Source organism: Bacillus sp. F19 (assembly GCA_023823795.1).
Classification (GTDB): Bacteria; Bacillota; Bacilli; order Bacillales; family Bacillaceae; genus Bacillus_P.
In genome coordinates this window covers 3,789,989-3,802,334 of the sequence record CP085710.1, presented here as the reverse complement: position 1 = coordinate 3,802,334, position 12,346 = coordinate 3,789,989, and the positions used below count along the sequence as shown (strand labels likewise).

The window sequence follows — 12,346 nt, the reverse complement described above, 5'->3', positions numbered from 1 at the left end:
AATAACCAAAACGTATACTACAGAAAAAAAGTTACGTGATAAAGATACCTCTCAATAATTTAATGGAGATTATTTAATGATATTACTAGCTCTTTACGGCCTCCTACTAGGATCCTTTTTCAACGTAGTCGGCTTCCGTATACCAAATAAAGAATCCATAGTGGCGCCCCGGTCTGCATGTCCGGGGTGTCATCATACGTTAACGGCAGGAGAGCTTATTCCTGTTGTTTCCTATTTGCTGCAGGGCGGGAAGTGCAGAAAGTGCAAGGCGAGGATTTCTCCGCTTTACCCGTTTGTTGAGATGATGACGGCAATTCTTTTTACGATATCACCGCTTTTGGTGGGATGGTCAAAAGAATTGGTTATTGCGCTTACTCTCATCTCGTTATTTATGATTATCTTTGTCTCAGATATAAAATATATGATTATTCCAGATAAAGTACTGCTCTTTTTTGCAGGTTTGTTTTTAATAGAAAGAATTTTTATTCCGCTGTCTCCCTGGTGGGATTCGCTAATAGGAGCTGCAGCCGGTTTCTTTTTGCTGCTGGCCATTGCTTTCTTGAGTAAAGGCAGAGGGATGGGCGGCGGAGATATTAAATTGTTTACTGTGCTTGGTCTTGCCCTTGGCTGGAAGCTTGTTATGCTGTCTTTCTTTTTTTCCTGCCTTGTTGGTTCGGTTATCGGAATAGCTGCCATTTTAACAGGTAAAGTGAAACGTAAGCAGCCGATGCCGTTTGGCCCGTCTATAATGGCTGGAACATTACTTGCTTACTTTTACGGCGAAGAACTATTAATGTGGTATTTCAGAATGATTGGTTTTTAGGCTAGGGGGGAGAAAAGAGTGAATTTATCTGGAATTGCGCTTAATAAGAAAATAGGGAATTTCACACCTGTTGTCCTGCAGACTTGTGTTGAACGCTGGCTCCCGGAAGGTTTGATTCGCGGCGGCGTCATTCGGGATTTTGATACTTTGTCGATGATAGTGGATGAGTGTGTACAGGATTGGGGCATTAAAGGGAGAAAAGTCAGTTTTACGGTTCCTGACTCCTTTGTAGTGATCCAGCAGCCTGCTATTTAGCCAGATTGAAGGACTCTATTTATCTCACAGATGCAGATTTAAATAGTTTATCGGCTGTCACAGAGGAAGCCAGTCCAGAGATTTCTCTGCAAGAAAATAATTCTCCAAGTGAAGAGGAAGAAGAGGCACTGCCCAGATCAGAAGCTCAATATTGCTTGAAAATCAACCCAGACTATGTGAATCAATCCAGTGAGGATGAAAACAATGACAATCCATCTTCATAAAAAACATGGAATTTTGCTTCTTGCAGCCGCATTGGTTATTGGCTCGATATATGCAGGTGCCTATTATTTATTTATCAAACCAGTAAATTCGGAGATTAAGAGTCTAGCCGTAACGAAAAACATGCAGCAAGAGAAGTTTAAGTTGTTAAAGAGCGGCGAGACTTCGACAGAAAGCAAGCTTGCTGTAAATTCTGTAGAAATACAGCGAAAGGTCCCGGTATCCTCTATGGTGGAGCAGCTTGTTCTTGACTTGGAAAAAGCAGAAACCGTGTCAAACAGCAGGATATAGAATGTGACATTTGACGAAAGTGAAGACACTTTGCTTCCGCCTGCTGCTTCCGCCGAACCTGCTGCAGAACAGGCTTCGGAAAACCAGCCGGAAGCCTCAAAAACGGACCAGGCACAAGACTCATCTGACTCTGCAGAGTATCAGGACACGGCTCCAGCTGTCGCTGCGGAATCACTTGCACCGCTGCCTGATGCATCCGGAGGGCTAAAAAGAGTGATTCTTTCCCTTGAAGTTACATCAAGTCATTACTTTGATATGGAAGCATTTATTGAATCGCTTGAAAAGCAGCCGCGGATAACCAAAGTTGATAGCTTAACGTTTGAAGGGCTTCCTGAGCTTACTTCTCTTGATCAGAAAGCAGAGCCGCTCACGTATACGCTGCAGGTTTCAGCTTTTTATGCAGATGGCTTGCAGGATCTAAATGAAGAAACCCCTAAGGTTGCTGCTCCACAGCCAAGCAATAAATTTAACCCTCTTACTCAGTCACTTGTAAGCGAGGATGACGAATAGGGTGATTATTTGACGAAAACCTTTCTGAACAAGACGACAAATGTCTTGTTCTTTTTTTATTTTCGTGTGCTAGCATGGAATTCAGATATGAGAATCGTTTCAGATGGGCGGTGTTAAATTGGACAAACAGCGGGCAAATGCTATTAAGATCAAGATCAATGGGGAAGAACGCAAACTGAAAAGTGTGAAACAGCCGAAAAAGAAGACAGACGAAAAAGACCAAGAAGGGGTCTCTTTGGATTTTCCTGTTCTGAGCTGGGATGAGAAAGTAATGGCTGAAAAAGAAGTAGCGGCTTCCAATGCCAAGAAAGAGGATGATTTTTCCTGGGTTTTGCCTGAGGATGACGGTGAGGTGTTTCAGGATGATCCAAAAGTAGTCGCTCCTAAAAAAGCATCAACTAAAGGGAAGGGCTCACCTTACTTCGGCTCTGGAAAAAAGAATCCATTAAGCTCCTATCCATTTAAGCAATATGCGGTTACTATCATACTGGCGATTGTGCTTGGTGTGAGCTTTGGATTCGTTGCATTGAATTTTATTTCAAATGAGGATTTGCCGGCAGCACTTCAGCAGGCCGGCGCAGGCGCTGAGTCAGACCAAGCGGCTGCTCCAGCCGATTCAAAAGACGAAGCGGCAGGTTCTGGTGAATCTTCCGCTGACATTCAGCTGTACTTCGCGCAAATTGGAAAATTTTCATCTAAGGAAGGTGCAGACACAACAGCGGCTGACATGAAAAGCAAGGGGTTTCCCGCTATAGCAGTTGAGGAAGACGGTTCGTACTTTGTGTATGGCGGAGTCGGAAATGCAAAACAGGAAACAGATGGTTTGAGCAATGTTTACCAAACCAGTGCCATCGAACCGTGGAGCGGGAAAAGTGCTGTATTTTCAATGAAAACGAATGAAGACGCAAGTGCCCTTATCAATCATTTTAAATCGTTGGTAGCATTATCTTCATCAGCAGTCACAGGCCAGGCAGATGATATTGACACGAAATCTGATGCAATCCTGACAGACCTGAACAAACTAAAACTGAAAGATGAGAATCTTGTTGCCTTAAAAAAAGATTTAACAGATATATCCATACTTCTTAAAGAAGATGTTAGTGAAAAAACAGGGTGGGCTGCACAGCAAAAGCTTATGGATCTCTTAGTTTCATTGAAATGAAGTTTGTCCTCATGAGGGCAATTTTTTTTTTTTTTAGAAACGGATCAACCCGAAAATTTGATTTTTCCTATTTGTGTATCCTTGCAGGGTTTGCTACGATACGAATGTATCTCCCTTTTAAACCGAATGAAAGGATGTTGAAGGATGCAGCAGCACCTTATTTTGGCATCAGGTTCTCCGCGCAGAAAAGAACTGCTTGAGAATGTACATGTGCCTTTTAAAGTTGTAATCAGTGATGTGGAAGAAGTTGTGGATCCAAAGCTCACGCCTTCTGACATTGTGATGTCGCTTGCAGAGCAAAAAGCTGCAGCAGTTGCAGAGCGTTTCAAGGAATCGTTTGTTCTTGGAGCAGACACAGTTGTTGTCTATAATGATGAAATTTTAGGCAAGCCGTCCAATACAGAAGAAGCAAAGCAGATGCTTACTAAATTATCAGGCAATACCCACCAGGTCTTAACGGGGGTTGCCATTTTATTTCAAGAAAAGAAATTTGTGTTTTATGAACAGACAGATGTAACCTTCTGGCCAATTTCAGATGAAGAGATTGAAGATTACATTGCTACAGAGGAGCCGATGGATAAAGCAGGATCATATGGAATTCAAGAGCTCGGTTCGTTATTTGTAAAAGAAATAAAAGGCGACTACTTTTCCGTTGTCGGATTGCCTGTCGCACGTACCGTCAGAGAGCTGAAGAAGGCAGGGTTTTCACTTAAATAAAAGAGCAGAAGCAGAGAGGGAAAATAGGAGGAGACGGCGATTGGAAGTCTTGAAAGTCCATGATTTTCCTGAAGAAGACAGGCCGCGTGAAAGGTTAATTCACGACGGTCCTGGAAGTCTTGCAAATCACGAGCTGCTTGCTATATTGCTTAGAACAGGTTCAAAAAAGGAATCTGTTCTCCAGCTTTCAAACAGGCTGCTCAATCACTTTGAGGGACTAAGGTTTCTTAAAGAAGCATCTGTTGCGGAACTGACAAGCATCTCTGGAATCGGGGAAGCGAAGGCCGTGCAGATCCTCGCTGCACTTGAGCTGGGCAGAAGAATTAACCGCCTCACATACGAAGACAGATATGTCATCAAGTCTCCTCAAGACGGTGCGAATTATGTAATGGAAGAAATGCGCTTTTTATCGCAGGAGCATTTCGTTTGCCTCTATTTAAATACGAAAAACCAAGTGCTTCATAAACAAACTGTTTTTATCGGCAGCCTCAATGCCTCGATCGTCCATCCCCGCGAAGTGTACAAAGAAGCTCTGAAACGATCGGCCGCTTCCATTATTTGCATCCATAATCACCCCTCGGGAGATCCGACTCCAAGCCGAGAAGACATTGAAGTCACAAAAAGATTAACAGAGTGTGGTAAAATGTTAGGGATAGAGCTTTTGGACCATCTTATTATCGGCGAGCAAAAATTTGTGAGTTTAAAAGAAAAAGGATATTTGTAACACTTTTATTTTTGCGTAATTACGCTATAATAATGTTTGTGAGTTTTTTTAGTTCTCATATGACATTTGAAAATAAATAGTAGAAAGTAATTCGGTTTTTAGAAAGGGAGATACATCTGATGTTTGGAATTGGGACAAGAGACCTTGGTATAGATTTGGGTACAGCAAATACCCTTGTTTTCGTTAAAGGAAAAGGAATTGTGGTTCGTGAGCCTTCTGTTGTAGCGATGCAGACAGACACTAAGTCTATCGTAGCAGTAGGAAATGACGCAAAGAATATGATTGGACGCACCCCTGGAAATGTTGTGGCGCTCCGTCCGATGAAAGATGGCGTAATTGCCGATTATGAAACAACTGCATCAATGATGAAGTATTACATAAAACAAGCAACAAAAGGTAAAGGTCTTTTCTCCAGTAAGCCTTATGTTATGGTCTGTGTTCCTTCCGGCATTACAGCAGTAGAAGAGCGTGCAGTCATTGATGCGACAAGACAGGCTGGCGCACGCGATGCTTATACGATTGAAGAGCCGTTTGCAGCTGCAATCGGTGCGAATCTTCCTGTCTGGGAACCGACTGGAAGCATGGTTGTTGATATCGGCGGAGGTACTACAGAAGTAGCCATTATTTCTCTTGGCGGAATTGTTACGTCCCAATCTATTCGCGTTGCAGGTGACGAAATGGACGATGCGATTGTCAATTATATCCGCAAGACATATAACTTAATGATTGGCGACCGTACTTCAGAATCTATTAAAATGGAAATTGGTTCTGCCGGATCAGCTGAGGGTGTCGATAATATGGACATTCGCGGCCGTGATTTACTGACAGGCCTTCCAAAGACAATTGAAATTACGGCTAAGGAAATTGCAGAAGCTTTGCGCGATACGGTCAACTCAATTGTTGATTCTGTTAAAAACACACTTGAAAAAACACCGCCTGAGCTTGCGGCAGATATTATGGACCGCGGCATCGTTCTTACTGGAGGCGGAGCTTTGCTTCGCAACATTGATAAAGTGATCGGCGAAGAAACAAACATGCCTGTTTTAATTGCAGAAAACCCGCTTGATTGTGTTGCAATCGGTACAGGGAAAGCTCTTGAGCATATTCATTTGTTCAAAACAAAAGCAAGAGACAGCCGCTAATTGTGAAATAAACATTAAGAGGGTGTAAAAGTCACATGCCACAGTTTTTCTTAAATAAACGTCTTATATTGTTGCTGGTTAGTATCATCTTTTTAGTGGCATTGATTGGGTATTCTTTAAAAGAAGACAGACAGCTAACATGGCCAGAACAATTTGTTAAAGATTCAACAGGATTATTCCAAACTGTATTTCATAAGCCCGCACAATATGTAGCGGGCTTCTTTGAGAATGTCGGCGATTTGAAAAATACATATGAAGAAAATAAATTGCTTAAAAGCAAAATTGACGAGCATATGAAAATCGAGACCGAGCTTCAGGAGCTGAAACGTGACAACGAACAGCTGCGGGCCGAACTCGGTGCCGAAGAATCACTTAGAGAATACAATCCAATTCCAGCCACTTTAATTGCACGAAATCCAGATCCGGGCCGCTGGTTTGACCTGATTACCATTGATAAGGGATCACAGCACGGCATTCAAAAGGATATGGCCGTGATCACGGATAAAGGATTAATCGGAAAAGTAAAAAGTACATCAAAATTCAATTCTACGGTTCAGCTAATAAGCTCTCCGGACCGCAAAAACCGGATTGCAGCTGAAATACAGGGCAAGGACGGGCAGCCAAATATTTTCGGATTGATCGAAGGATATGATGAGAAGAAAAAAGCGCTGCTGCTCAAAAAAATTGAAACGGATGTTAAAATCGAAAAAGGGCAGAAGGTAGTCACGTCAGGGAGCAGCGGAATATTCCCTGAAGGTCTTGTTATTGGTGAAGTAATGGAGGTAGAGCCTGATTCCTACGGACTTTCGCAAATGGCCTATATCAAACCTGAAGCTGATCTTTATAATATTGACCGTGTTTTTGTAACAGAACGCGTGAAAGAACCGATTGATATCGATAATATGGATCCAGAGGAGGAGGAAGAATAATGAATCGTATTCTCCTTCCTCTTTTGATCTTATTTATTTTTATTTCCGAAAGCACCTTTGTTGATTTGATTGAGCTTCCATTCACAAATGATAGCCAAGTCATCATCCCGCGATTTGTCATGCTTTCGATTGTTTATATTACGGCCTATTACAGTCAAAAAGCTGGGCTGATCTACGGTATCGTTTTTGGACTGCTGCATGACATTGTATACACAGAAATACTGGGCATTTATTTATTTGCCTATCCATTGTTCGCTTATTTAATTTCGAAAGCTTTAAAGGCACTGCAGGGAAATATGCTCGTTGTGCTTTTCTTGTCTTTGCTTGCTGTTACACTTTTGGAATTCTACTCGTATGGCATTCAATGGCTGATCGGCTACTCCAATTTGTCATTCTATGATTTTACTAATTTGAGACTTTTGCCTACACTGGCTGCTAATTCTGTCGCGGCGATCGTACTGATCTACCCAATGAGCCGCTTTATATCGAAAGTCAAAAGTGATTATCTGGATGATTAGCGTTTATTGATGAATCAAATTCTGGCAGACTACTATCGTTGCGGCAGACATGTTGGATCATCAGCCGGTTTCTATCAAAATTCTCTTATAAAAAAAGAGGGAGATTGCATCTATCTGTCGAAATAGTATAGTCGTTGAGGTGAACGTCATGAAGGCTCAGAAACAGCAATTTGTCACAATAAAAGGTACAAAAGATGGATTAACGCTGCATCTCGATGATTCATGTTCTTTTGAAGAGCTGCTGAATGAACTTGAGCAAATGTTGTCCTTAAAGCAATACATTCATGAAGATGGGCCATATATCACCGTTAACGTCAAAGCGGGTAACCGTCTGCTTCATAAAAAACAGCAGGATCAAATTGAAGCTGTTATACAAAAAAAACGAAATCTGGTTGTTGAAACATTTGAAAGCAATGTTGTTACAAAGGATCATGCCCTGCAAATGAAAAAAGAAGCAGAAGTGGTCTCTGTTGCTAAAATGATTCGCTCCGGACAGGTTCTTAAAGTTGAAGGCGATTTGCTCCTGATCGGAGATGTTAACCCGGGAGGCACTGTTATTGCTCGCGGAAACATCTTCGTTATGGGGACGCTTAGAGGAATTGCGCATGCTGGATATAACGGGAACAAATCTGCGGTCATCGCCGCATCGGTGATGAAGCCGTCGCAAATCAGAATTTGTGACATCGTAAACCGTGCCCCTGATTATATTCAGACTGAAAAGCACGAGATGGAATGTGCTTACATAGATGAAAGTGAATCTATCATCATTGATCGACTGCAGCAGTTGACTCATTTACGACCTAACTTGACAAGGTTTGAAGGGGGAATTTGACCGTGGGTGAGGCTATCGTTATTACCTCTGGCAAAGGCGGAGTTGGAAAGACAACGACTTCTGCTAATTTAGGAACATCTTTAGCGATTTTAGGAAAACGGGTATGTCTCATTGATACAGACATCGGCCTGCGCAACCTCGATGTTGTAATGGGGCTTGAAAACCGCATCATTTACGATTTGGTGGATGTTGTTGAAGGCCGCTGTAAAATTCATCAGGCGCTTGTAAAAGATAAACGCTTTGAAGACAGGCTCTATTTGCTCCCTGCTGCGCAGACGAGCGATAAATCAGCTGTTAATCCTGAGCAGATGAAAAAGCTTGTGGATGAGCTGAAACAGGACTATGACTATATTGTAATTGATTGTCCGGCTGGCATCGAGCAAGGCTTTAAAAACGCTATTGCAGGAGCTGACAAGGCCATCGTCGTGACGACTCCTGAAATATCAGCCGTGCGCGATGCAGACCGCATTATCGGCCTGCTTGAAAAAGAAGAGGCCATTGAGCCTCCGATGCTAGTAATCAACCGAATCCGCAATCATTTAGTGAAAAATGGGGATATGCTGGATGTGGATGAAATTGTTACGCACCTTTCGATCGATTTAATCGGAATCGTAGCAGATGATGATGATGTCATTAAAGCTTCAAATAATGGTGAGCCGATCGCCATGGATTCAAACAACCGCGCATCCATTGCATACCGGAACATTGCCCGCCGCATCCTGGGCGAATCGATTCCCCTGCAATCATTAGAAGATGCAAATCCAGGTGTCATTACAAAAATCAAACGCTTTTTCGGCGTTAGAGTATAGGTATTAAAAAGCAGCCTTTGAATGTTCAGAGGTTGTTTTTTTGTATGGAGATTTTCCTGCTGCTCATTTAAACACAGTGATCCTGTTCTTTGAGGCCTGTCATATTCCGTGAGGACAAGGCATAAAATTGAGTAAATGTGATCCGAGGGGATGGGTGTGGCAATGGGGAATCGAGCGGATGATTTGCGCAGGAGAATGGCAAAAAGAAAACGGGACCGCAGTTTAGGGGCTGAGAGGATGAAACCTAAAAAACAGCTGCCCAATCTGTCATTCACAGATGATGAAGAAAAATATGGAGGCTCCGCTTATCACACATATGATCCGGGAGGAGACGGAGGCGGCTCCCATCCATTATTTAAACCGGATGTGTTTATGTTTAAGCTGCTGATTGGGGCATGTTTAGTTCTCGTGGCTGCGATTGTTTTTAAGAATGATTCGCCGCCTTTTGAAAAGGTTCAAAGTGTGGTTACTAGGACATTTGAAGAGGATTTTCAGTTTGCGATGATTTCAAAGTGGTACGGAGAGCAGTTTGGCGACCCGCTGGCCCTGCTAAAAACTTCCGATCAGGCTCCTAAGCCTGAAGATACCGAATTTACGGCTCCGGCTTCAGGAAAAGTGCTTGAGACGTTTGAAGATAATGGCCAGGGTGTAATGGTTGAGACGAGCAGCAATCTTGTTGAAGCAATGAATGAAGGAATTGTAGTTGAGATTGGAAAGAAAGAGGGCTCAGGCTTGACGGTGGTTGTACAGCATGATGATTCAACTGAGAGCTGGTACGGCAACCTTGAAGAAGTGAAGGTGTCACTTTATGATTTTGTAGAAAGCGGAAAAGAAATCGGCAAAATCAAAGCGGCAGAAGATCAAAAAGGAACGTATTATTTCGCTATTAAAAAGGGTGATCAATTTATCGACCCAATTCAGGTGATATCCTTTGACTAAATATTTCTCTGTTTTACTGCACATTCATATTCACCCTATTCTATGGTTAATCATGGGGATTTCGATTATGACGGCTCATTTTCAGTCACTGCTGATCCTGCTGTCCATTATTCTCATTCATGAACTGGGCCATGCCATGACAGCCAGGCATTTCAACTGGCGCCTGAAATCCATTGTTCTCCTGCCTTTTGGAGGTGTGGCTGAAGTGGAGGAGCACGGCAATAGACCATTGAAGGAAGAGCTGCTGACGATTGCTGCCGGGCCCCTGCAGCATATTCCTCTTCAGGGAGCAGCTTATCTTTTACAGGCTGCAGGATTATTTAGTTATGAGACGTATCAGCTCTTCACCTTTTATAATGTTATGATTCTCCTGTTCAATCTGTTGCCTATCTGGCCGCTGGATGGAGGAAAATTGCTGTTTTTGCTTGTGTCCATGAAACGGTCTTATCAGGATGCACATCAGATTATGCTTTTGGTTTCTGCTTTGTGCTTAGGTCTGTATCTTCTCATTTTTCTTGTTTTTAACCCGCAGCAGCTTAACGTGTGGGTAATCACGGGTTTTCTTATTTATTCAATATATATGGAATATAAACACCGCAGTTTTGTGAGCATGAGGTTTTTGCTCGAGAGGTATTATGGAAACCAGCAGGATCCACGGACCTTAAAGCCGATTATTGTAGATGAAGGGGAGTCCATCTATCAAACGCTGCTGAAATTCAGAAGAGGGTGCAAGCACCCCATTATTGTTGAACGGAATGGAAAAAAGCTGTTTGAGCTGGATGAAAATGAGCTTCTTCATGCCTTTTTTGCTGATAAGCGTACACAATCGACTGTCGGCGAGCTGAATTATGATTATTGACGCGGGCCTGATAAAATGAGTAAATATGAGAAAGCACATCTATAGAAAAGAGGATGATCATTGCGTACGTTAGTTTTAAATGCAAAAGGCAGTCAAAATCGCTGCGTGCTGCTTGAAGGAAATCTTGTTCAAGAAATTCACATCCATCATATAAATGAAACGGCCGGCAGCATTTATGCGGGCCGTGTTTTGAATGTTCTTCAGGGAATGCAGGCTGCTTTCATCGATATCGGGGAGGAAAAGAACGGATATCTTTCAGTAAATGATCTCCCTCCTGTATTGAAGTCAGCCAAGCTTAGAGAAGGACAGCAGCTTTTGGTACAGGTTGCAAAAGAAGCAACTGAACATAAGGGGCCAAAACTGACAGCAAACCTCGAATTTGGCGGACAATATCTTGTATATATGCCGACTTCCGGCTATACCGCTGTTTCAAAAAAAATAGAGGATCCATCTGAAAGGGAGCGGCTTCAATCCATTGGATCTCATTTTTGCGAAGAAAATGAAGGACTTGTTTTCAGGACTGCTGCAAGCGGACAGGCAGAAAAAACCCTGCATAAAGAATTTTGTTATTTGAAGAAAAAATACGGAGCTTTGCTTCATACAAATACGAAGGCTCCTGCTCTTTTAACAGAAGGCACGCCATTCTTTGACCGGATAATCCGGGAAATAGATCCTGATACGCTTCATCAGATCGTTTGTGATGACAGCGATCTCGCGCGGGATTTGAAAAGCCGGTATGAGTCCCTGGAAGTGATGTTTCATCATTCAAAACAGCCTGTTTTTGATGCGTACAAAATTGAACAGGAAATAGAAAAAGCGATGAAACGCATTGTCTGGCTGAAAAATGGTGCCTACTTGGTTATTGATCAGACAGAAGCATTAACAGCTATTGATGTTAATACAGGAAAATTTTCAGGAAAGTCCTCCCTGCAGGATACGGTGATGAAGACGAATTTAGAAGCAGCAAGAGAAGCTGCAAGACAGATCAGACTGCGCAATTTGAGCGGAATGATTATCATTGATTTCATTGATATGCCCCGGCAGGAGGACAGGCAGGCCATTTTGCGTGAAATGCTCAGGGAATCGAAGAGTGACAGAGTTCAAACTAGAATGCTTGGTTTTTCCCAAATGAACATTTTTCAAATGACCCGAAAACGTGTGCGTCCCGATTTGGCATCGCTTATAACGTGTCCTTGCCCGTTCTGCAGCGGGACAGGCCAAGTGCTGTCGCCTGAAACAATTGCTTTTAAAATTGAACGAGAGTTATGGGAACTGCAGTACATGGAGCAAGAGGCTGCTTTAATAGAACTTCCTTCTCATGCTGCAGAAGCATTCAGAGGCAAAAATGATGAGCATATTAAACGGTTAGAAAAGGCCCTGCACTTTGAGATCTTTTTGACAGAGAAGGCAGAATGGAGCGATCAATATAAAATGGTGCAGCTTGGAGACCGTGAAATGATTCAACGGCTTATGAAAAATAAAGATAAAATATAATTGACATTCATAAGCCTATTTTGATAGTATTGTTATGTTATTGATTGTAGCACCCGTGCTACAACCGCACAGATGCAGGTATAAAGTTTTTCGGATTGCTCCGGATCACCTGTTTGCTGG

16 protein-coding genes and 1 other annotated feature (1 of these 17 only partly in view) are annotated in these 12,346 nt (G+C 42.6%); all 16 genes read left to right on the top strand.

Annotation, left to right across the window (positions count from 1 at the left end; genetic code table 11):
* Positions 1–76: 76 nt before the first annotated feature.
* The 16 genes from LIT25_19615 (at position 77) to LIT25_19540 (ending at position 12,226) form a co-directional block, all read left to right on the top strand.
* Positions 77–823, top strand: coding sequence for an A24 family peptidase (locus LIT25_19615; protein USK32777.1), 747 nt, complete (start codon positions 77–79; stop codon positions 821–823).
* 18 nt (positions 824–841) lie between these two features.
* Complete coding sequence (locus tag LIT25_19610) at positions 842–1,078, top strand: hypothetical protein (protein USK32776.1); 237 nt, start codon at positions 842–844, stop codon at positions 1,076–1,078.
* Positions 1,079–1,083: 5 nt separating this feature from the next.
* The gene (locus tag LIT25_19605; protein USK32775.1) at positions 1,084–1,302 is read left to right on the top strand and encodes a hypothetical protein; all 219 of its coding nucleotides are present in this window, start codon (positions 1,084–1,086) and stop codon (positions 1,300–1,302) included.
* Positions 1,283–1,591, top strand: a complete 309-nt coding sequence (locus tag LIT25_19600) for a hypothetical protein (GenBank protein USK32774.1) — start codon at positions 1,283–1,285, stop codon at positions 1,589–1,591. The genes LIT25_19605 and LIT25_19600 overlap by 20 nt, the downstream gene beginning before the upstream one ends.
* Positions 1,592–1,594: 3 nt before the next feature.
* Positions 1,595–2,101 carry a hypothetical protein gene (locus LIT25_19595; GenBank protein ID USK32773.1) on the top strand — a complete coding sequence of 169 codons (507 nt, stop codon included), beginning with the start codon at positions 1,595–1,597 and terminating at the stop codon, positions 2,099–2,101.
* 103 nt (positions 2,102–2,204) lie between these two features.
* Complete coding sequence (locus LIT25_19590) at positions 2,205–3,263, top strand: hypothetical protein (protein ID USK32772.1); 1,059 nt, start codon at positions 2,205–2,207, stop codon at positions 3,261–3,263.
* Between the two features lie 144 nt (positions 3,264–3,407).
* Positions 3,408–3,980, top strand: coding sequence for a Maf family protein (locus LIT25_19585; GenBank protein ID USK32771.1), 573 nt, complete (start codon positions 3,408–3,410; stop codon positions 3,978–3,980).
* A gap of 40 nt (positions 3,981–4,020) precedes the next feature.
* Positions 4,021–4,704 carry a DNA repair protein RadC gene (gene radC, locus LIT25_19580; GenBank protein ID USK32770.1) on the top strand — a complete coding sequence of 228 codons (684 nt, stop codon included), beginning with the start codon at positions 4,021–4,023 and terminating at the stop codon, positions 4,702–4,704.
* 119 nt (positions 4,705–4,823) lie between these two features.
* Positions 4,824–5,846: a rod shape-determining protein gene (locus tag LIT25_19575; GenBank protein USK32769.1), complete on the top strand. Its 1,023-nt coding sequence runs from the start codon at positions 4,824–4,826 to the stop codon at positions 5,844–5,846.
* Positions 5,847–5,881: 35 nt separating this feature from the next.
* Positions 5,882–6,775, top strand: a complete 894-nt coding sequence (gene mreC, locus LIT25_19570) for a rod shape-determining protein MreC (GenBank protein ID USK32768.1) — start codon at positions 5,882–5,884, stop codon at positions 6,773–6,775.
* Positions 6,775–7,293 (top strand): rod shape-determining protein MreD, encoded by a 519-nt coding sequence (mreD, locus tag LIT25_19565; protein USK32767.1) that lies wholly within the window; start codon positions 6,775–6,777, stop codon positions 7,291–7,293. Before mreC ends, mreD begins: the two co-directional genes overlap by 1 nt.
* Positions 7,294–7,441: 148 nt before the next feature.
* Entirely contained in the window at positions 7,442–8,125 is a 684-nt protein-coding gene (gene minC / locus LIT25_19560) for a septum site-determining protein MinC (GenBank protein ID USK32766.1), read from the top strand.
* A gap of 2 nt (positions 8,126–8,127) precedes the next feature.
* The gene (gene minD, locus LIT25_19555) at positions 8,128–8,934 is read left to right on the top strand and encodes a septum site-determining protein MinD (GenBank protein USK32765.1); all 807 of its coding nucleotides are present in this window, start codon (positions 8,128–8,130) and stop codon (positions 8,932–8,934) included.
* 162 nt (positions 8,935–9,096) lie between these two features.
* Entirely contained in the window at positions 9,097–9,873 is a 777-nt protein-coding gene (locus tag LIT25_19550) for a M23 family metallopeptidase (protein ID USK32764.1), read from the top strand.
* Entirely contained in the window at positions 9,866–10,732 is an 867-nt protein-coding gene (locus LIT25_19545; protein USK32763.1) for a M50 family metallopeptidase, read from the top strand. Before LIT25_19550 ends, LIT25_19545 begins: the two co-directional genes overlap by 8 nt.
* A 60-nt stretch (positions 10,733–10,792) precedes the next feature.
* Entirely contained in the window at positions 10,793–12,226 is a 1,434-nt protein-coding gene (locus LIT25_19540; protein USK32762.1) for an Rne/Rng family ribonuclease, read from the top strand.
* A 52-nt stretch (positions 12,227–12,278) separates the two neighbouring features.
* Positions 12,279–12,346 (top strand) — a sequence feature (ribosomal protein L21 leader region); it runs 17 nt beyond the window's last position.